Source organism: Arthrobacter globiformis (assembly GCF_030817195.1).
Lineage (GTDB): Bacteria > Actinomycetota > Actinomycetes > Actinomycetales > Micrococcaceae > Arthrobacter > Arthrobacter globiformis_D.
In genome coordinates, this window is record NZ_JAUSYZ010000001.1 from 2,152,632 (window position 1) to 2,172,600 (window position 19,969).

The following is a 19,969-nucleotide window of genomic DNA, read 5'->3' on the forward strand; positions in this document are numbered from 1 at the left end:
CGGATCATGAGTCCGGACGTATGGCTCATTCCGTTGCGGGACCTGGATGCCGATGCCCGGGCCATCCATTTGGGTGCCGTGGCGGAACTGGAACTCGCACCGGGGCAGCAGGAGTTTGTGGGCGACCCGCTGCGCATGATGCTGGCAGGGCTCGAGGACGGGTCCCGCAGGCCCTATGTCATCGAGGCGGGCGGCAGGGCTGCCGGGGTGCTGACACTGCAGTCGGGGGCGGCCCGGTTGGCCGGCTGGCCCGACGACGACTCCGCCTGGCTGCTCCGCGGGTTCCTGATCGACAGGCGGCGGCAGGGGCAGGGGCTGGGCCAGGCGGCAGCCTCCGCGGCAGTGGCGGCGGCCGCCAAACTGACGGCAAGGCTGGGAGGCGGCCAGGCCGGCGTCGTGCTTTCAGTCAGCGAGCGCAACCCCGCCGGGCAGGGAGCCTACCTGAAGGCGGGTTTTGCGGACAAAGGCCTCTATCTGGGCAGCGAGGCCGGTCCGCAGCGGACCATGTACGCCCCCTTCTGACCGCTCATCCAGTGCGGAAATACCGCCGGACCGTTGCGCCGGCACGGGGGCGTGCCTACGCTGTGTCTTGGCAGTGCACTTCAAACCTTGTTGGGGGGAAGGCTTGAAAAGGTCTTCGTCTCGGAGGCACTCGCCGGAACAGGCTGGCTCCCGGTCTCAGCACGCCTGGAGCCAGCTTTCGGCACCGGAGCCTCCGTATCGCCCGAGGCGGCAGGATTTGGCACGCCGGGACGCTGAGCACGCCCGCGCGCAGGCGAAGGGCGGCCGCGCCAGGAGGCTCAGGAGGGCCGAGCTTCTGCTCATCGGGGCGGGTGTTGCCGCCACGCTCATCGGGGCGGCCTATCAGTACGCCGGGATCAGGAGCACGTTGGAAAGCAGCACCGCTTCCTCCCTGTATGCCCAGCAGCAGGAGATCGACAGGATCTTCGTGGACAACGTCGACCTGCAGCCGTACTTTTGGCAACGCCGGGAACTGCCCGACGCATCGGCGGTCCGGGATCCTGCGGCGAAGCTGAAGGCACAGCAGCTGGCTGCCCGGGCTGAAGCGACGGCTCACCGCATCCTGGATCACTTCGCCCACCTCAAATACCAGATGGGAACGCAGGCGTTCACCTCCGAACGGGCCGACTGGGAGGCCTACATGCGGCGGAGTTTCGTGGACTCCCTCATCCTGTGCCGGGCTTTGCGGGGAGACCAGGAAGCTTTTGGCGGCACCGGTGCAGACTCCCTTTGGGGGCGCTACGCGGAGGAACCCTGCCGGGGCACATAAATCGGGGTCTTCGGGCCGTGTCCTAATCGTGAGAAATTTCCCCGGCGATCCTCCGCCAATGCCCCGCTGGGGCGAGTAGTTTCAGGGCACCACTAAAGGGAAGGTGCGCGGCCATGACTATCACTGAATACATCTCAGGCATTGCGATTATGACCGGATCGTTGGTAGGCGTCTTGGGCCTTTCTTTCGCGATCCTCCGTGCCCGGTCACACCACTAACCCGGTCCCGCCACTAACCCGGCCCCACCGCTAACCCGGTGGGCGGACGTGTGCAATCCCTCGACGGGGGTCTTTCGAAGAACCGGCAGTTGTTCTACCGTTGCGGCTATGAAACTGCATGTGACATACCAAGGTGGAGACAAAGATAGTAAGTCTGAGCTTCGAGAATTGTCGGAGTTCCCGATTGAACTTCCCGGGGGCCGGTACGACTTGACCTTCAGACACGCGAGTCAAGAACCCGACCCAACCGAGGCCGCGGCCAAGTGGGTGTCCCAAGAGCCGTGAACCGCAGACGACGAAAGGCCGGCTCCAGGTGACGAAACCTGGGGCCGGCCTTCGCTGTAACGAGATTCTTACGGGCTAAACCCGGTTTAGCCCGTTGATCTGGCTAGACGCCGTAGTAGAGCTCGAACTCGTAGGGGTTCGGGCGCAGGGACAGCGGGCGGATCTCGTTCTCGTACTTGTACTCGATCCAGGTGTCGATCAGGTCCTGGGTGAACACGCCGCCGGCCTGCAGGAACTCGTTGTCCTCAGCCAGTGCCTGCAGTGCTTCCTCGAGGGTGCCCGGAGCCTTGGGGATGTCCTTGGCTTCCTCGGCGGGGAGCTCGTAGAGGTCCTTGTCGATCGGAGCCGGCGGCTCGATGCGGTTGCGGATGCCGTCGATGCCGGCCATCAGCTGGGCAGCGAAGGCCAGGTACGGGTTGGAGGAGGGGTCCGGAGCGCGGAACTCGATGCGCTTGGCCTTCGGGTTGGAGCCCGTGATCGGGATACGGATACCGGCGGAGCGGTTGCCCTGCGAGTAGACCATGTTGACCGGGGCTTCGAAGCCCTTGACCAGGCGGCGGTAGGAGTTGACCGTCGGGTTGGTGAACGCGAGGACGGCGTCGGCGTGCTTCAGCAGGCCGCCGATGTACCAGCGGGCGGTGTCGGACAGGCCGGCGTAGCCCTTTTCGTCGTAGAACAGCGGCTCGCCGTTGCTCCACAGCGACTGGTGGCAGTGCATGCCCGAGCCGTTGTCACCGAAGACCGGCTTCGGCATGAAGGTGACAGACTTGCCCCAGGCGTCGGCGGTGTTCTTGATGACGTACTTGAACTTCTGCAGGTCATCAGCCGCGTGGGTCAGCGTGGTGAACTTGTAGTTGATCTCGGCCTGGCCGGCGGAGCCAACTTCGTGGTGGCTGCGCTCGACCTCAAGGCCGGCCTCGTCCAGGGCAACACACATGGCGTCGCGCAGGTCGGCCTGCTTGTCGGTCGGGGAGACCGGGAAGTAACCGCCCTTGACGGGGGTCTTGTAGCCGAGGTTTCCGCCCTCTTCTTCACGTCCGGTGTTCCAGTGCGCTTCTTCGGAGTCGATCTTGTAGAAGCTGCCCTGGGGGGAGGACTGGTACTGGACGTTGTCGAACACGAAGAACTCTGCTTCGGGAGCGAAGAACGCGGTGTCGGCGATGCCGGTGGAGGCGAGGTAGGCCTCAGCCTTCTCTGCCACGCCACGGGGGTCGCGGTGGTACGGGTCGCCCGTACGGGGGTTCACGATGGAGAAGTTCAGCGCAAGGGTCTTCTCCATGCGGAACGTGTCCAGGAACGCGGTGGTGACGTCCGGAATGAGCTGCATGTCAGACTCGGCGATGCCCTGGAAGCCGCGGATGGAAGAACCATCGAAAAGCTGGCCGTTGACGAAGAAGTCGGCGTCCACGCTCTTGGCGGGCACGTTGAAGTGCTGCTGAACGCCGGGGAGGTCGGTGAAGCGAATGTCGATAAACCGAATGTCTTCATCTTTGATGAACTTGAGGACTTCGTCCGCAGTCTTGAACATCTATGCTCCTTACGCATATGTAATAACTGGCTCTAAAGCCAAGTGGTCCAGCGCAATCCAATGAGCGGAAACACAAAAGTGCCCCGCTCCAGGCTCGCTAGCAACTGTTACCACCCTAGGGATTGGGGATTTCCCGTCCGTGTCCGCTTTGTTTCCGGCAGGTTACAGAACCTACTGATATGTAAACGCTATACGGTGTCCACAGTGTGGTCCACGCCTATCCAAACTGTGAACGTCCGCGGTGCTGCCAGCGGCTCGGTAAACTTGGTAGGTGGTAGATCGCAAAGACATCGGTTCTTGGCTCAGCGGGCCGGACACTTCCGGCATTTCCAAGTACCCGGGGGAACGCCTGGGCTTTCCCGAATCGGGCACCGGATCCATGGCCCGCGCCGGCCGGCGGATTCTGGCAATCACCATCGACTGGGCCATCGCGCTGCTGATCAGCAACGTGTTCCTCGCCGGCAATTCCATGGCGACGCTTGCAGTCTTTGCCGCCGAGCAGATCCTGCTGATCGGAACCCTGGGCTACAGCATCGGCCACCGGGTGATGGGCATCCACGTGGTGAAGCCGGACGGCTCAGCGGCCGGTCCGCTGGCCGCCCTGGTCCGCACCGTCCTGCTGTGCCTGGTGATCCCGGCGGTCATCTTCGACCCCGACCAGCGCGGGCTCCATGACAAGGCCATGAACACGGTCCTCGTCCGCATGTAGCCGCCCGGCCGAGAGGTACCCCCGGCGGAGCGCCCACCGCTCAAACAGGACGGTGGCAAAGGGGAAAACCGCCGAGAGGCCTGCGAACAGTGCCACCGTGAGCGGCCAGCGCTGCAGCCGCCACAAGACAAGGGCGGCCACCCCGTAGCCGATGAACAGCGTGCCGTGCACCGGTCCGGCAATCTCCACGCCGAGTTCGGTGGTCCCGGCGATCCACTTGAAGTACATGCCAGCCAGGAGCGCGGCCCAGCTGAAAGCTTCGGCCACCGCCAGCAGGCGGAAGGCGCGGACGACGGCGGACGCGGACGGGAAGTTCACAGGAGGCTCCGGCTTCTGTAGGTGCTGGGGTGTGGCTGGTGGTTGTGCCGTTCAAACGAAAACGCCCCGGGGCCGGCGCAGATGCGGCGGCCGCCGGGGCGGATCAGGCGGATTAGCGTCCGCGCTGGGGGCGGGCCTTGTAGGGGTCCACGCCCTTGGGGATCGGGAGGCGGCTGCCCAGCGACGAGATGCGCTTGGACACGGCGCTGACCTCGGTCTTGGTGAGCTCCTTGTTGAGCTTGTTCATCTTTTTCGCCACCTGGCTGATGGGCACCTGGCCCTCGCTGCGCCCGGTTTCGATGACGTGGATGGTGACGTTGGGAAGGATGCGCGCAAGCTTCTTCCGTTCGCCTTCGATCAGCGGGCGCACGCGGTGCGTGGGCCCTTCGGCAACGAGCACGACGCCGGGACGCCCGACAGCGCGGAAAACGGCATCCTGGGTCCGCGGGTTCACAGCCACAGGCTGCTCCTCGGTGATCCAGCCGCGCTTGAGCGTGCTGAGGGCAGCCCCCGACGCTCCCGGCTGGTTTTCGATCTGGGCGAAGGCGGCCCGCTCGGCGCGGCGCGAAAGGATGAACGTTGCCGCAAGGAATCCCAGCGGGATGCCGATGATCAGGCCTGTAATCCAGTTGTTCAGCAACAGGCCAACCACGAGGCTGACGGCCACGACGCCCAGGAACGCCAGGAGCATGAGCCACGGAACCATGGGGTCGTGGCGGCGGGTCATATTGAAGACTTCGCGGATCTGCTTGAGCCGGCTGGGCTTCTTTTCCTTCACGGCTTTGGGTTTGCGCCCAAAGAGACCGCGCTTGGAGGCATCAGCGGCCGCAGGAGTGTTGTTGCTGGAGTCAGGGGATTTCGCCATAGTGCCTTAATTCTACGTGATCCACGACAAAGGGCCGGACGCCGGAAAGTACCAGTGTCCGGCCCTTGGCCGTGGGAAATATCTGGTGTTACTGGTGTGCTGCGAGCAGGGAGCTGGCTTCCTGGCGGGTGGATCCGGAGGATTCGATGTGGGCGAGTTCGGCGGGGATTTCCCAGCCCTTTTTGCGCATCGCGGTGGCCCAGAGCCGGCCGGCGCGGTAGGAGGAACGGACCAGGGGGCCGGACATGACGCCGAGGAAGCCGATCTCCTCGGCCTCGGTGGCGAGGTCCACGAATTCCTGCGGCTTGACCCAGCGGTCCACCGGGAGGTGGCGTTCGGAGGGGCGCAGGTACTGGGTGATGGTGATCAGGTCGCAGCCGGCCTGGTGCAGGTCGCGGAGGGCTTCGGAGATCTCTTCGCGGGTTTCGCCCATGCCCAGGATGAGGTTGGATTTGGTGACCATGCCCAGGTTCCGGCCCTGGGTGATGACGTCCAGGGAGCGTTCGTAGCGGAACGCGGGCCGGATGCGCTTGAAGATCCTTGGCACGGTTTCGACGTTGTGGGCGAACACCTCGGGTTTGGAGTCGCAGATCGCGGCGATGTGCTCGGGTTTGCCGGAGAAGTCCGGGATCAGGAGTTCGACGCCGGTGCCTGGGTTCAGTTCGTGGATTTTGCGGACCGTTTCGGCGTAGAGCCAGACGCCTTCGTCTTCGAGGTCGTCCCGGGCGACGCCGGTGACGGTGGCGTAGCGGAGCTCCATGGACTGCACGGAGCGGGCCACCTTGGTGGGCTCGAACCTGTCCACCGGGGAGGGTTTGCCGGTGTCGATCTGGCAGAAGTCGCAGCGGCGGGTGCATTCGGAGCCGCCGATCAGGAAGGTGGCTTCCTTGTCTTCCCAGCATTCGAAGATGTTGGGGCAGCCGGCCTCTTCGCAGACGGTGTGCAGGCCTTCCTTCTTAACCAGGTTCTTCAGGCCGACGAATTCCGGGCCCATCTGGACCTTGGCCTTGATCCAGTCCGGCTTGCGTTCCACCGGGGTGGCCGCATTGCGCTGCTCGATCCGCAGCATTTTCCGGCCTTCTGGTGCCAGTGTCACAGGAGAGCTCCTTCGGGGGTTGCAACTAGGGCGTCTTCATTGTTGCGCAGTTCCTCGGTGATCCGCGAAACGAGATCGGCCGGAGACACATCGCGGCCAGTTTCCTGGGCGATCGAGGTCACACCCGCATCGGTGATCCCGCAGGCGATGATCTGGCCGTATGGTGCGAGGTCGTTGTTGCAGTTGATGGCGAAGCCGTGCATGGTGACGCCCTGGCTGACCCTGATGCCGATGGCGGCGATCTTGCGGGCGGGGCCCTTGGCGTCCTCCTCGATCCAGACGCCTGCGCGCCCCTTGATCCGGACAGCCGTGATGCCATAGTCCGCGAGCACCGCGATGATCACGGCCTCCAGACGCTCAACGTAGTCCCGGATGCCGGCCTTGTTTTTCAGTTTGATAATCGGGTATCCGATGAGCTGGCCCGGCCCGTGCCAGGTGAGCTTGCCGCCGCGGTCCACGGGAACCACGGGGGTGCCGTCGAAGGGCCGCTCGTGATCCTCGGTCAGCTTTCCGGCCGTGTAGACGGCGGCATGTTCGAGGAGGAGTACCGTGCTGGGGGCCTTGCCGGCCAGGACATTTTCATGGATTTCGCGCTGGATGTCCCAGGCGTGGCTGTAATCGACGAAATCCGGGGCAAGACCGAGCTTTGTGAACTCAAGAGTCATGCGTTCCAGCTTAGACCTCAGCCGGCGTCCTGCCCGATAGTGTGCCCAAGCTCTCACCCTGTTCCCGGTCACATTCCACGCTGTTCCCGACGACGACGGAGGGCCGCGCCCGCCTGTGGATAACTTCTGCAGGAATCGCCGGATTCCGGTACTCCTTAAGCCATGGACCAGCACAGCTTGGAAAACCCCAGCTTCGAGATGCGCAGCGCGGAAGGCAGCCGCAGCGCGAATCCGTACGGTGCAACCGGGGGAGCGCCTGCCATCGCCGGCTACTCGGTGTGCCGCCGGCTGGGCCGGGGCGGCAGTGCGGAAGTGTGGCTGGTTGCGCAGGACTCCACCGGCGTGAAGCTTGCCCTGAAGTGCTTCGGCCGGCCGCGGGGCAGCGGTGAACCAGGCGGTGCTGAACCAGGCAGTGCTGAGCCAGGCAGTGCGGACACGCACCTTGCCGTGGCGCGGGAGGAGGATATTCGCCGTGAACTCCTGGTCATGTCAGTCTTGGACCACGAACACCTGGTCAAGGCTTACGGCGTGGTCCGGACGGATGAACCTGGCAGCACGGTTGAGGCTGGCAGGACGGAGGAGGCTGGTGGGGGCAGGGTTGGTCTCCTCATGGACTACGCGGCCGGGGGTTCGCTCCAGCAGTTGGTGACGGCGAGGGGTGCCCTGAGCGTCGGCGAGACGGTCACTGTCCTGACCCCGATCGCGCAGGTCTTGGGATACCTGCATGGCAAGGGCTTCACCCACTCCGACGTCGCACCCGGCAACGTACTCTTCACCGCCCACGGGAAGCCGCTGCTAGCCGATCTCGGCGTGGCCCGGATGGTGGGGGACGTTTCCGGCATTCCTGACCAGCACACCGACGGCTTCGCCGATCCGGCTCCGGTGGACGCGGTCCGGGCCGGACTCCAGCCGGAACGCGACGTCTATGCTGCTGCCGCCTTGGGCTGGTACTGCCTCACCGGACAACCACCTCCACCGTCAGCGGCGAGGCCACCCCTCTCGCTGCTTGTGCCGGACGTGCCGGCTGAACTGGCAGCGGTGCTGGAAGCAGGGCTCAGCGACGACCGGCGGCAACGTCCCGCCGCCGCCGAGTTTGGCACGGCTGTGTACCGCAGCGCGGCCGCAGTCCCTGTGGATCTCTCCCGCTCCGTCCATGACACGGTCCTGCCCGAGCTGCTGACGCGCAGGCCCGTCCCGCCGTCGGGCGGGCGGGTGAGGAAGCGCCTGCTCGCCTGGGGAAGGCGGCTGAAGAGCGCCGGGTGGGTCAGGCCCTTGGGCCGGCCGTCATCGCATGGAGCGCCGTCGAATCTGGTGCCGTCGGTCCCGCAACCAGATGCCAGGCACGCCGCGGCGAGGCGCGCGGCCAGCCACGCGTCCAGGCACACGCCGGCCAGTCACGCCGCGGTGAGGCACGCCGCAGACAGGCAGCCCGGCCGCAGCCGCCGACTGGCATTGGTTGGCGGCGTGCTCACGGCAGCGGTTATCGCTGGCGCCGGGCTAGTGGGGCTGCCCGGCGCGGCGCAGGAAGCAGGCCCGGCCGCGCAGGAGCCAGCCCTGCCGGCCAGTCCCGCACCCTCGCAAGGGCCTGACCTTCCCGGTGATCTCAGGCGGCGGCTCGCGGCGAAGGATCCGGTGGAGGCGGTCCTCGGACTGGCGCAGCTGCGTTCACTGGCGCTGCGGGAGGGCAGGCTGGACTTGCTCGACGATGTGAATGCCCCCAACACCCCGGCTCAGGCCGCAGACCGGCGGATCCGAGCCAGGCTGGAGAAATCAGGGACAGTGCTGGCCGGGTTCACCACGAGCCTCTCCGCCGTGCGCCGCCTGCCCGGAAACACGCCCGGGAGGGCAGTGGTGGCGGTGACGTCGTCGACCTCGGCTTATGAGGAGCGATCGGCTGGCGGCGCCGTTGTGGCTGCCGGAGCGCGGCAGCAGGACATCAGGCTGCGGCTTGTCCTGGTCCAGGCCGCGGGACGCTGGCGCATCGCGGACATCCTGCCGGCAGGCTGAACACCACCAGAACGGAACAACGACTATTTGTCGCCGGCGACCCAGGCGGCGGCAAGCGCCACCGAAGGGTGCTGCCAGGTGAACCCGCTGTCCCTGAGCAGTGTCGGCTCGATCCGCTGGCTGGGGAGCAGGAGTTCGTCGGCCAGCTTGCCCATGACGAGGCGCAGCGCCGGGGCCGGCGCACGCAGCACGGCGGGGCGGTGAAGGGCCCTGGCCAGCCCGGCCACGAGGGTGTTGACATCGGCGGCTTCCGGCGCCGCCACATTCACGGGGCCTGAATTCCCGGATGTGAGGAGGAATTCAAACGCTGAGGTGAGGTCGGGGAGGGTGATCCACGGCCAGTACTGCCGGCCGTTGCCCAGCGGGCCGCCAATGCCCGACCGCAGCAATGGCAGCAGGCGTCCCATGGCTCCGCCTGACCTGCTCAGCACCACTGCGGTCCGCGGGGTCACAACCCGGACTCCGGCGGGGGCCTCGTGGGCTGCCGATTCCCACTCGACGCAGATGCGCGCCATGATGCCCTTCCCGGCGGGGGACTCCTCCGTCAGCATGGCGTGCCCGGCGTCGCCGTAGTAGCCGGCCCCCGACTGGCTGATGAAGGTCCGGGGCGGGGAGTCGAGGTGGCGCATCGCCGAGGTAAGCGTCCGTGTGGGATCGAGTCGCGACCGGAACAGCTCATCGATCCGGTGCGGTGTCCATGGCCTGGCGCCAATGTTGGCGCCGGAAAGGTTGATGACGGCGTCGGCGGCCTCAAGGTAGCCCGGGTCCAGGGTCCCGCTGGCGGGATCCCAGGGGATTTCCGACGGCGACGACGGCGGCCGCCTCACCAGCCTGACGACGTCGTGCCCGTCGGAGGCGAGGCGGGAGGAGAGTGCGGTTCCGATGAGCCCGGAGGCGCCGGCCATGACGATGCGCATGATCCATCTCACCATGCCCGGCACGGCGGGGCACCTCCCCGACGGCCCATGTGACGTTGACTATGATCGAACGATGACCTCTTCGAGTTACCTCCGGTTCCCTCATGTTCACGGCGATCTGGTCACGTTTGTGGCCGAGGACGACGTCTGGATTGCACCCCTCAGCGGCGGCCGCGCCTGGCGTGTTTCCTCGCTCCAGCTGCCGGCCCGCAACCCGCGCTTTACGCCGGACGGAAAGAAGCTGGTCTGGACGGTCGTGCAGGGGACGGCTCCCGAGGTGGTCATCGCTGATGTCGACGGCGGGGGATACCGCCAGCTGACCTTCTTCGGACACAGCACCACCCGGGTCAAGGGCTTTACCCCTGCCGGGGACATCGTGGTCACCAGCGCGTTCCGCCAGGCCGAGAGCCGCCACACGCACGCCTATAGGCTGTCCACCGACGGCGGCTGGGCCGAGGAGCTCCCGCTGGGACCGGTCGAGTCCGTGGCCTTCGGCCCGGAACTCGGGGACGAAAAGCCAGTGGTGGTGGGCAGTGTGCTGTCCCGCGAACCGGCCTGGTGGAAGCGCTACCGTGGCGGCACCGCCGGAAAGCTCTGGATCGACAGCGACGGAAACGGCGAGTTTGAGCGGCTCCTGCCTGAGCTGGACGGCAACCTCGCCGATCCCATGTGGGTGGACGGGCGCATCGCCTTCCTCTCCGACCACGAAGGCTACGGCAACCTGTACTCTGTTCTGCCCGGCGGCGGGGACCTGCGGCGCCACACCGACCACGAGGACTTCTACGTCCGCCACGCCTCCACCGACGGCAAGCGCGTGATCTTCGAATCGGCCGGTGAGCTCTGGCTCCTGCATGACCTCGGCTCCGAGGCCGTCCGGCTGGAGATTAAGCTCGGATCGGCGTCCCAGGGCCGCCGCCCCTCGCTCCTCAAGGTCGCCAAGCATCTGGGTGACGTCCGGCCGGACACCACAGGGGAAGCAAGCGCCGTGGAGGCCCACGGAACCATCCACTGGCTGCGGCACAAGGACGGACCGTCCCGCGTTGTGGAGGCGACGGCCGGCGTCCGCGCCCGCCTGCCGCGTCCTCTTCCCGACGGCCGCATCGCCTACGTGGCAGATCACGACGGCGACGAAGCCCTGTTCATCAGGGAAATCGCCCCGCAGGTCCCGGCACACGACGGAGCAGTCCGGGCAGTCAAAGCCGCGACCGCGGCCAAGGACAACGGCGCCGCCAGCGCTGCCCCGGATACCGCATCCGTCACGGACCAGCAGGAAGCCGCGGCTCCGGCCGTGCCACTGCCCAGACCTGTTTCCGCCGCCGGGGTAGCGGGACCCCGCGCCACCCACCCGGTGGCCGACGACGCTGCGGCCGACCTCGCCCCTGCGGAGGCGGCAACCGAAACAACGGCTGGCCAGGCAACCGGCACTGCTGCAGCCGAATCAGGCCCGCTCACGGTCCGGTTCCCCAAGCCTTCACGCGCCAGCGCGATTGAAGCCAGCCCCGACGGCCGCTGGGTCGCCATCGGAACCGCCTTTGGCGACGTGTACCTTGCTGACACCCAGGACGGCGCGCTGACGGCGGTAACCAGCATCGGCGAGGGCAGCATTGAGGACCTCGCCTGGTCGCCGGACTCCGCATGGCTCGCCTGGTCTGAGCCGGTGACATCCTTCGGCTCACGCAGCCGCCTGCGGCTGGTCCGCGCCAACGCCCGGGAAACGAACGCCCGGGAAACGAACCCCCGGGAAACGAACCCCAGGGAAGCCAACACCCCGGAGGTCAAGGGCGGAGAGGCCGCCATCGTGGAGGTGACGGATGGGCGCTTCCGGGACGAATCGCCGTCGTTCTCCCCGGACGGCAAGTTCCTTGCCTTCCTTTCCAACCGCAGTTTCGACCCGGTCTACGACGGCCATTCCTTTGACCTGGCCTTCCCCAGCCCGATCAAGCCCTACCTCGTGGCACTGGCGGCGGACACCGCTTCGCCGTTCGGCCCCAGCGTTGCCTTGGCAGACGGATCCGGCGAACAGGATGGCACCACAGCCACGTCCGACGCAGCCGCCGGGGGCGAGACCGCACCGGTCGCCGTCCGGGTGGACGCCGAAGGCCTCGCTCACCGGGTAATCAGTGTCCCGGTTCCGCAGGGCAACTACTCGGACCTGGCCGCCGCCGACGGTGCGCTGCTGTGGCTCGACAGCGCCCTTGCCGGCGTCACCGGGGAGGGCAGGGCAAGCCTGGAGGACAAGAACGCGGCACCGAGCCTGGTCCGCTTCGACCTGGCCAAGCGCAAGAGCACCACCCTCGTGGACGCCCTGCACAGTTACCGTCTGTCCGGCGATGGCAAGAAGGTGGTCCTGGTCCACGATAAGCAGGTCCGCGTGGTGCCCGCCGACGCCAAGGCCGACGAGGATTCCGGCCAGCTGGTCAAGGTGGATCTCACCCGCATCCGCGTCCTGATGGATCCGCTGAGCGTGTGGGGCCAGGCGTTCGACGAGGCGTGGCGGCTGCAGCGCGACTTCTTCTGGACCGAGGACATGGCCGGCCAGGACTGGGACTCCGTCCACGCCCGCTACCGCCCGATCGTGGAGCGGCTCGGATCGCATGACGACCTGGTGGACCTGCTGTGGGAACTGCACGGTGAGCTCGGCACATCGCACGCCTACGTGCGCCCGGCCGCGGCCACGGAAAACGGCTGCAACGGCCAGGGCCGGCTGGGTGCCGACCTCGCCTTCACCGGCGAGGGCTGGGAAATCGAGCGCATCCTGGCCGGCGAATCGTCCGACCCACTGGCCACCTCGCCGCTGACGCGCCCGGGCGCCGACGCCAAGGCCGGGGACGTCCTGCTGGCCATTGACGGCGTGCGCCTGACGGAGTTGCTGACGCCGGCCATGCAGCTGGTGGGCGCGGCCGGCCGGGCGGTGGAACTGACCATCCGCAACGGCGCCGGCCACGGACCGGCAGCCGGGGTCCAGCGCCGGATTGCCGTCGTCCCCATCAGGGATGAGGAACGGCTCCGGTACCAGGACTGGGTGAACGCCAACCGCCGCACTGTACGCGAGGCATCGGGCGGCAAGTTCGGCTACCTGCATATTCCGGACATGCTGGCCAACGGCTGGGCGCAACTCCACCGCGACCTGGACACCGAGACGGCGCTCGATGGCCTGATCGTGGACGTGCGCCGCAACCGCGGTGGCCACACCTCCCAGCTCGTTGCCGAACTGATCGGGCGGAAGGTGACGGGCTGGAGCATGCCCCGCGGTGAAAAGCCGCGGACGTATCCGCACCACGCGCCGCGCGGTCCGGTCATCATCCTGGCCGATGAATTTGCCGGTTCCGACGGCGACATCATCACGCAGGTCTCGAAGCTGCGTGGCATCGGCCCGGTGATCGGCACCCGCACCTGGGGTGGCGTCGTCGGCATCGACAACCGCTTCACACTGGCCGACGGAACAGGCGTCACCCAGCCCCGCTACGCCACCTGGTTCGGCGGCGGCGTGGGCTGGAGCGTCGAAAACCACGGCGTGGCTCCGGACATTGAGGTGACGTTCCCGCCGCACGCCTACGCCGCCCGCCGGGACCCGCAGCTGGAGTCCGGCATCACGGCGCTGAAGGAGATGGTGCAGGAGCTTCCCACGGACCGGCCGCCGGCCCGCGAGGGCTACCGCCGGCTGCGCCCGGAGCCGCTGCCGGCCCGGCAGCCCGCGAAGGGCTGACGCCGCGCGGAGAGGGCCCCGCCGCACAGAAAGGCCCTGTTCCCGACTGGATTTCTCCAGACCGGAACAGGGCCTTTGCCGTTGCCGCACCTGCAACTCAGCAGGCGGGCGGAACATCAGGAAGCGGCGAGCGTGGCGTCCAGGGTGATGTCGATGCTGGCGAGGGCACCAGAGACAGGGCAGCCGACCTTGGCTTCCGCCGCGATCTTCTGGAATTCATCTTCGGTAATGCCCGGGACCTTGGCGTTGAGGGTCAGGTGGCTGCCGGTGATGCCGGTGCCCGGCTGGAACGTGACGTCCGCCTTGGTGTGCACCTCTTCCGGCGTGTGGCCGGCCTGCGCCAGCGCGTGGCTGAAGGCCATGGAGAAGCAGGCGGAGTGGGCTGCGGCGATCAGCTCTTCCGGGCTGGTCTTGCCTTCTGAGGCCTCCGTGCGGGCCTTCCAGGTGACCTCGTAGGTGCCCAGTCCGGAGCTGTCGAGTGTGGTGTTGCCGGCGCCCGTCATCAGGTCGCCGTTCCATACAGTGTGTGCGGTGCGTGTTGCTGCCATTTCCACTCCTTAGCTTGGGATCAATCATGGCCGGGCTGGCGCCCGGACCGTCCCCCACAATCCTATGGATTAGCGGGCGCGGGTGCACGGGTTGTCCGCTGTCAGAGGATTATGACCGGAAGCGCCAAAACCACGACGGCGACGCCCCCTCCCAAGGGGGCGTCGCCGTCGTGGTTGGCATGGCAGAGGGCGGTTACTGCCAGAGCGTGGCGATAGCGACGTTTAGCAACGCAAGCCCGCCGACGCTGTGGGCAAGGCCGGTGGAGATCGGCTCGCCCTTCTTGTACTTGCGGCGGCCGATGAAGGCCAGAACGCCGACGACCAGGGCGACGGCGAACTTGATGCCCAGCTTGGCGTAGTTGGCGTCCATGTCGAGCGCGGGGATCAGGCCCATCATCACGATGCCGGTGAGGAGCTGGAGTGCCGCGCCGTCGAACTGCCGGGGGTGGACGGTCGGCTTCTTCATGTTGCCGATCCAGATGCCGACGATCATGGCGGCGCCGACGATGTGCAGGAAGACCATGATGTTATAGACGATGTTCATGGCATCAGTCTAGCCAGATCCTTCTACGCGCCGTAGTAAGGCGCGGCTGAAGCGCGGGGGACCGTTGGCCCAACAAACGGCGACGGCGGTGCGGCCTTCCGGTGGTAATCCACCGGCGTCCGCACCGCCGTCGTTATTGGCTGTTTGGTTACAGTCCCAGGTCCGCTTCGAACGCGCCTTCTTCGAGGCGGGCCTTCAGCGTCTGCAGGAAGCGTCCGGCATCCGCACCGTCCACCAGACGGTGGTCGTACGTGAGGGACAGGTACATCATGGAGCGGATGGCGATCGAGTCGTCACCGTTCTCGTCCTGGACCACCACGGGGCGCTTGACGATCGCACCGGTGCCGAGGATGCCGACCTGCGGCTGGTTGATGATCGGGGTGTCGAACAGCGCACCGACAGAACCGATGTTGGTGATGCTGAACGTACCGCCGGACAGTTCGTCCGGGCCGATCTTTCCGTCGCGCGTGCGGCCGGCGACGTCGGCGATCTTGCCCGCCAGGCCGGCGAGGTTCAGGTTGCCAGCGTCGGAGATGACCGGAACCAGCAGGCCCTTGTCGGTGTCCACCGCAATCGCCAGGTGCTCAGCGTTGTGGTAGGTGATCTCCTGCTTGTCCTCGTCATAGGCAGCGTTCAGCTTGGGGTGCTGCTTGAGGGCCTCGGCCACGGCCTTGGCAATGAACGGCAGGAACGTCAGCTTGACGCCGTTCTGGGCCTGGAACGAGTTCTTGGCCTTGAGGCGGAGCTTGGCGATCTTGGTCATATCGACCTCGTGCACCTGGGTCAGCTGGGTTGAGACCTCGAGGGATTCGCGCATGCGGCGGGCGATGACCTGGCGGATCCGCGGAGCCTTCTGCACGGTACCGCGCAGCGAGGACGCTGCAGCCGACGGAGCAGCGGAAGCGGCGGCGGGGGCTGCCTGTGCTGCGGCTGCCGGAGCGGCCTTGGATTCAGCAGCTGCCAGGACGTCCTGCTTGCGGATGCGGCCACCAACGCCCGTGCCGGACACGGAAGCGATGTCCACGCCATGCTGGTTGGCGAGCTTGCGGACCAGGGGAGTGACGTAGCCGGACTCGGCGCCTGCGGCGGGTGCAGCCTCGGGAGCCGGTGCAGCCTGGGGAGCCGGTGCGGCCTGCGGAGCGGGCGCTGCCTGGGGAGCGGGCGCTGCCTGGGGAGCGGGCGCGGGGGCTGCTTCCTGGGCGGGGGCGGGCTTCTCGGCTGCCGGTGCGGGCTGTTCCGCAGCGGGGGCGGCGGGCTGCTCGGGAGCAGCAGCAGGAGCAGCGGCGCCGGAGCCAATCACGGCGAGGACAGAGCCAACCTCGGCGGTCTCGTCCTCGTTAACGCGGATTTCCTGAAGCGTGCCGGCCACGGGGGACGGGATTTCGGTGTCCACCTTGTCAGTGGAAACCTCGAGCAGCGGCTCGTCAACTTCCACGGAGTCGCCAACGGCCTTAAGCCAGCGGGTGACGGTCCCTTCGGTGACGCTCTCGCCAAGGGCCGGCAGGGTGACTTCGTGGCCTTCGCCGGAGGCGGCAGGTGCTGCCTCTGCGGCCGGTGCTTCCTGGGCCGGTGCCTTTTCGGCGGGTGCTGCGGGGGCCTCTTCAGCAGGGGCTGCAGCCGGTGCTTCCTCGGCGGGGGCTGCTGCGGGGGCCTCTGCAGCGCCGCCACCCGAGCCGTCACCGATGCGCACCAGGGGCGCGCCAACTTCAGCGGTCTCGTCTTCGGCGACGAGGATTTCCTCGATGACGCCGGCGATAGGAGAGGGGATTTCAGTGTCTACTTTGTCGGTGGAAACCTCGAGCAGCGGTTCGTCCACCTCTACCCGGTCACCTACCTGCTTGAGCCAGCGGGTGACAGTTCCTTCGGTGACGCTCTCACCGAGGGCGGGCAAGTTAACGGATTCAGACATGTCGTCCCCGTTCTCCTTATTGATCTAAAAGTGCGGATGAATTGCTGCATTGTTCAAGCCTGGTGCACCCTGCTGTTCGAGCCGGCGCACCAGGCCCTTGTTGTCTTGCGGAGTGGCCTTGCGGAACGACTTAGCCGTGGAGGGGCTTGCCCGCCAGCGCCAGGTGCGCTTCGCCCAGGGATTCGTTCTGGGTCGGGTGGGCGTGGACCAGCGCGGCCACGTCCTCGGGGTAGGCTTCCCAGTTCACGATCAGCTGGGCTTCGCCGATCTGCTCACCCATGCGGGCGCCGATCATGTGGACGCCAACGACGGGGCCGTCCTTCTGGCGGACCAGCTTGACGATGCCGCTGGTGCCCAGGATGGAGCTCTTGCCGTTTCCGGCGAGGTTGTATTCCTGGGTGTCGACCTGGTCGTCGCCGAACTTGGCCTTGGCGGCCTTCTCGGTGTAGCCGACCGTCGCAATTTCCGGCTCGGAGTAAGTGACCTTGGGGATGTTGACGTCTTCGACGATGACAGGCTTGAGGCCGGCGATTTCCTCGGCGACGAAGATGCCCTGCTGGTAGCCGCGGTGCGCCAGCTGCACGCCGGGGACGATGTCGCCGACCGCGTAGATGTTGCCCACGCCGGTGTGCAGACGCTCGTTGGTGATGACGAAGCCGCGGTCAATGGTGAGGCCAGCCTCTTCGTAGCCGAGGTTGGCGGTGACGGGTCCGCGGCCGACGGCCACGAGGAGGAGGTCGGCTTCGAAGGTCTTGCCGTCGACAAGGGTGACCTTGACGCCGTCGTCGTTCTGCTCGACGCCCTGGAAGAAGACGCCGGTGGAGAACTTGATGCCGCGCTTCTTGAAGGCGCGCTCAAAGTTCTTGACGATCGTCGCGTCCTCGTTCGGGACGAGGGAGGGGAGGCCTTCAACGATCGTGACGTCAACACCGAAGGACTTCCAGACGGAAGCGAACTCGACGCCGATCACGCCGCCGCCCAGGATGATCGCGCTCTTGGGGATGTAGTCCATAGTGAGGGCTTCATCGGAGGTGATGACCTTGCCGCCGATTTCCAGGCCCGGCAGCGTGCGGGAGTAGGACCCGGTCGCAAGCACGATGTTCTTGCCCTTGTAGGCGGTCCCGTTCACGACGACGGTGTCGGTGCCCTGGAGCTTGCCTTCACCCTCGATGACGGTGATGCCCTTGGACTTGATCAGGCCCTGCAGGCCCTTGAACTTGCCGGCAACGATGCCGTCCTTGTAGGCGTTGACAGCGGTGATGTCGATGCTGTCGAGCGTCACGTTCACGCCGTACTTGGCGGAGTCGCGGGCGTGGTCGGCCAGCTCCGCGGAGTGCAGGAGCGCCTTGGTGGGGATGCAGCCGTTGTGCAGGCATGTTCCGCCGAGCTTGCCCTTCTCCACGAGCCCAACGGTGAAGCCAAGCTGAACGGCCCGGAGAGCCGTGGCGTACCCGCCGCTGCCACCACCGAGTACCAGGATGTCGAATTCTTGCGCAGTTGCCTGATCGGCCACTTAGACGCTCCCTCGCGTGAACGATGACACGAGAGTACGCATCATCTGGTCTTGGAAATTGCTCTGCCGTGATTATGCCAGCAGGCCATTTCCCTTTCATTTGTGACTACCGTGGTTCACCTTAGCGAACCACTTATCCATGCTCCACCTTGCCGCTGCTTTTGTGGAGCGCTTGTGTCGAGTGTCACGCGGCTGTGTGGCGAGCGGATCACGCTGCCGCACAGCCGCGCGTCACACAGGCCTAACCCAGGAGATCCTCGACATAGGCAACCAGCGTGCGCACGGTGCAGCCCGTGCCTTGCTTCGGCGTGTAGCCGTAGGGTGCTCCGTTGTTGAAGGACGGGCCGGCGATGTCGATGTGCGCCCACGGGATGGTCTGGCCGCCCTTGTCCTTGCCCACGAACTCGCGCAGGAACACGGCCGCCGTCATCATGCCGCCGTGACGCTCGCCGATATTGGCGATGTCCGCCACCTGGGAGTCGAGGCTGGGCCGCAGTTCTTCCGGCAGGGGCATCGGCCAGACGAGTTCGCCGGCCCGGTCAGCGGCCGCCTTCAGCGGGCCGGTCACGCTGTCCGCGCCCATGATGCCTGCGGTGCGGTTGCCGAGCGCGATCAGCTGGGCGCCGGTCAGTGTGGCAACGTCGATGATGGCGTCCGGGTACTCCTGGCTTGCCGCGACGATGCCATCGGCCATGACCAGCCGGCCTTCGGCGTCGGTGTTCAGCACTTCAACTGTCTTGCCGCCGAACATGGTCAGCACGTCGGCGGGACGCGACGCGGCCCCGGAAGGCATGTTCTCGGCGATGCACAGCCAGGCGGTTGCCTTGACGGGCAGCCCCAGGCCCGCGATGGCCAGCACAGTATTAAGCACGACGGCGGCGCCCGCCATGTCGCTCTTCATGTCGCCCATGCCCAGGGCCGGCTTAATGGAGATGCCGCCGGTGTCGAAGGTGATGCCCTTGCCGACCAGTGCGATTTTCCTCGTGGCCTTGGCGGGGGAGTACTCCACCTTGACGAGGCGCGGCTGCCGGGCCGAGCCCTTGCCAACGCCCATGATGCCGCCGAAGCCTTCCTTTTCCAGGCGCTTTTCGTCCCACACGATGACCTTGACGGGTAGTCCCTTGGACAGTTCCTTGGCGGCGTCTGCGAACGACTCGGGGTAAAGGTGGCTCGGCGGCTGGTTCACGAGCGAGCGGGTGGCGTTGACAGCTTTGCCCAGCAGGCGCGCACGGTCGAGTGCCGGCTGCAGTTCTTTGTCGTTTGCCAGCTCAGTGAAGATCGCGACGTCGGCCACGGGATCCTTGAGGCCGTCCTTGGACGAACGGAATTCCGTGAACGAGTACGCTCCCAGCGCGGCACCCTCGGCGATGGCGGCGACATCGGCGACATTCGCCGTCGGGAAGGCCAGCGTGACGGAAGACAGCCCGGCAAGCTGGCGGATGGCGGAGCCGGCCGCGCGGCGCAGCGCCTCGCCCGAAACCCTGCCCGCGGCGTCGACCTTTCCTACACCGGCCAGCACGAGGATTCCTGAGCCCGTCTCCGGAAGCCCGGGAAGGCGGACCGCTTGGTCCGGGGCGCCGGTGATGCCGAGGACCTTGAGGGAGTCGGTCAGGGCCTCGACGGATTTCGCGGTCAGCGGGTTTTCCAGCAGGAACGGGCCGTCCGTGCCCTGGCCGACGCCGATGACCACTGCGTCACTTGGCGCCTTCTTCAGGTCCCTTGCAATGGCACTAAGGTTGATTTCAGTATTCTTGACCACGAGGATCGGTCCTCAATTCTCTGTGATTGTTCGGGCAGGGAGCGCAGCTAGGCGCCCTCTCGCGGGTGCCGGCCGCCGTCCCCGCAGGGCA

At 66.6% G+C, this 19,969-nt stretch carries 15 protein-coding genes and 1 pseudogene; 5 read left to right on the forward strand and 11 right to left on the reverse strand.

Annotation, left to right across the window (positions count from 1 at the left end; genetic code table 11):
- Positions 1–6: 6 nt before the first annotated feature.
- Positions 7–522, forward strand: a complete 516-nt coding sequence (locus QF036_RS09720) for a GNAT family N-acetyltransferase (protein WP_307101314.1) — start codon at positions 7–9, stop codon at positions 520–522.
- A 217-nt stretch (positions 523–739) separates the two neighbouring features.
- Positions 740–1,291: a hypothetical protein gene (locus QF036_RS09725; protein ID WP_307101316.1), complete on the forward strand. Its 552-nt coding sequence runs from the start codon at positions 740–742 to the stop codon at positions 1,289–1,291.
- Positions 1,292–1,897: 606 nt separating this feature from the next.
- On the opposite strand, the gene glnA is transcribed toward QF036_RS09725, so the two are convergent.
- Complete coding sequence (glnA, locus tag QF036_RS09730) at positions 1,898–3,322, reverse strand: type I glutamate--ammonia ligase (RefSeq protein ID WP_307101317.1); 1,425 nt, start codon at positions 3,320–3,322, stop codon at positions 1,898–1,900.
- A gap of 271 nt (positions 3,323–3,593) precedes the next feature.
- Here glnA and QF036_RS09735 point away from each other — a divergent pair, with 271 nt between their 5' ends.
- Positions 3,594–4,031, forward strand: a complete 438-nt coding sequence (locus QF036_RS09735) for an RDD family protein (RefSeq protein ID WP_307101319.1) — start codon at positions 3,594–3,596, stop codon at positions 4,029–4,031.
- 6 nt (positions 4,032–4,037) lie between these two features.
- Here the strand turns inward: QF036_RS09735 and QF036_RS09740 are convergent.
- The 4 genes and pseudogenes from QF036_RS09740 to lipB all read right to left on the reverse strand — a co-directional run.
- Positions 4,038–4,349, reverse strand: a pseudogene (locus tag QF036_RS09740) (DUF3817 domain-containing protein); the annotation flags it as partial.
- Positions 4,350–4,461: 112 nt separating this feature from the next.
- Entirely contained in the window at positions 4,462–5,214 is a 753-nt protein-coding gene (locus QF036_RS09745) for a DUF4191 domain-containing protein (protein ID WP_307101321.1), read from the reverse strand.
- 88 nt (positions 5,215–5,302) lie between these two features.
- A complete protein-coding gene (gene lipA, locus QF036_RS09750) occupies positions 5,303–6,310 on the reverse strand; it encodes a lipoyl synthase (RefSeq protein WP_307101323.1) in 1,008 nt (335 codons plus the stop codon).
- Complete coding sequence (gene lipB / locus QF036_RS09755) at positions 6,307–6,975, reverse strand: lipoyl(octanoyl) transferase LipB (RefSeq protein ID WP_307101325.1); 669 nt, start codon at positions 6,973–6,975, stop codon at positions 6,307–6,309. Before lipB ends, lipA begins: the two co-directional genes overlap by 4 nt.
- A gap of 162 nt (positions 6,976–7,137) precedes the next feature.
- On the opposite strand from lipB, the gene QF036_RS09760 reads away from it, so the two are divergent.
- Positions 7,138–8,982, forward strand: coding sequence for a protein kinase domain-containing protein (locus tag QF036_RS09760; RefSeq protein ID WP_307101326.1), 1,845 nt, complete (start codon positions 7,138–7,140; stop codon positions 8,980–8,982).
- Between the two features lie 23 nt (positions 8,983–9,005).
- Here QF036_RS09760 and QF036_RS09765 read toward each other — a convergent pair whose 3' ends face one another.
- A complete protein-coding gene (locus QF036_RS09765) occupies positions 9,006–9,899 on the reverse strand; it encodes a TIGR01777 family oxidoreductase (RefSeq protein ID WP_307101328.1) in 894 nt (297 codons plus the stop codon).
- A gap of 73 nt (positions 9,900–9,972) precedes the next feature.
- On the opposite strand from QF036_RS09765, the gene QF036_RS09770 reads away from it, so the two are divergent.
- Entirely contained in the window at positions 9,973–13,605 is a 3,633-nt protein-coding gene (locus QF036_RS09770) for a S41 family peptidase (RefSeq protein ID WP_307101330.1), read from the forward strand.
- A 116-nt stretch (positions 13,606–13,721) separates the two neighbouring features.
- Here QF036_RS09770 and QF036_RS09775 read toward each other — a convergent pair whose 3' ends face one another.
- The 5 genes from QF036_RS09775 to QF036_RS09795 form a co-directional block, all read right to left on the reverse strand.
- Entirely contained in the window at positions 13,722–14,153 is a 432-nt protein-coding gene (locus QF036_RS09775) for an OsmC family protein (RefSeq protein WP_306922358.1), read from the reverse strand.
- A gap of 193 nt (positions 14,154–14,346) precedes the next feature.
- On the reverse strand, positions 14,347–14,697 hold the full coding sequence (locus QF036_RS09780; RefSeq protein ID WP_307101332.1) for a hypothetical protein: 351 nt from the start codon (positions 14,695–14,697) through the stop codon (positions 14,347–14,349).
- A 148-nt stretch (positions 14,698–14,845) separates the two neighbouring features.
- On the reverse strand, positions 14,846–16,606 hold the full coding sequence (gene sucB, locus QF036_RS09785; RefSeq protein ID WP_307101334.1) for a 2-oxoglutarate dehydrogenase, E2 component, dihydrolipoamide succinyltransferase: 1,761 nt from the start codon (positions 16,604–16,606) through the stop codon (positions 14,846–14,848).
- 130 nt (positions 16,607–16,736) lie between these two features.
- Positions 16,737–18,119 (reverse strand): dihydrolipoyl dehydrogenase, encoded by a 1,383-nt coding sequence (lpdA, locus tag QF036_RS09790; RefSeq protein ID WP_307101335.1) that lies wholly within the window; start codon positions 18,117–18,119, stop codon positions 16,737–16,739.
- A 241-nt stretch (positions 18,120–18,360) separates the two neighbouring features.
- Positions 18,361–19,878: a leucyl aminopeptidase gene (locus QF036_RS09795; protein ID WP_307101337.1), complete on the reverse strand. Its 1,518-nt coding sequence runs from the start codon at positions 19,876–19,878 to the stop codon at positions 18,361–18,363.
- Between the last annotated feature and the right edge of the window lie 91 nt (positions 19,879–19,969).

Bases quoted from the DNA above. Each gene is read 5' to 3' on its own strand.
- QF036_RS09720 (WP_307101314.1), top strand. From the start codon at position 7: ATGAGTCCGGACGTATGGCTCATTCCGTTGCGGGACCTGGATGCCGAT.
- QF036_RS09765 (WP_307101328.1), bottom strand. From the start codon at position 9,899: ATGCGCATCGTCATGGCCGGCGCCTCCGGGCTCATCGGAACCGCACTC.
- lipB (WP_307101325.1), bottom strand. From the start codon at position 6,975: ATGACTCTTGAGTTCACAAAGCTCGGTCTTGCCCCGGATTTCGTCGAT.
- QF036_RS09760 (WP_307101326.1), top strand. From the start codon at position 7,138: ATGGACCAGCACAGCTTGGAAAACCCCAGCTTCGAGATGCGCAGCGCG.
- glnA (WP_307101317.1), bottom strand. From the start codon at position 3,322: ATGTTCAAGACTGCGGACGAAGTCCTCAAGTTCATCAAAGATGAAGAC.
- QF036_RS09745 (WP_307101321.1), bottom strand. From the start codon at position 5,214: ATGGCGAAATCCCCTGACTCCAGCAACAACACTCCTGCGGCCGCTGAT.
- QF036_RS09770 (WP_307101330.1), top strand. From the start codon at position 9,973: ATGACCTCTTCGAGTTACCTCCGGTTCCCTCATGTTCACGGCGATCTG.
- QF036_RS09775 (WP_306922358.1), bottom strand. From the start codon at position 14,153: ATGGCAGCAACACGCACCGCACACACTGTATGGAACGGCGACCTGATG.
- sucB (WP_307101334.1), bottom strand. From the start codon at position 16,606: ATGTCTGAATCCGTTAACTTGCCCGCCCTCGGTGAGAGCGTCACCGAA.
- QF036_RS09780 (WP_307101332.1), bottom strand. From the start codon at position 14,697: ATGAACATCGTCTATAACATCATGGTCTTCCTGCACATCGTCGGCGCC.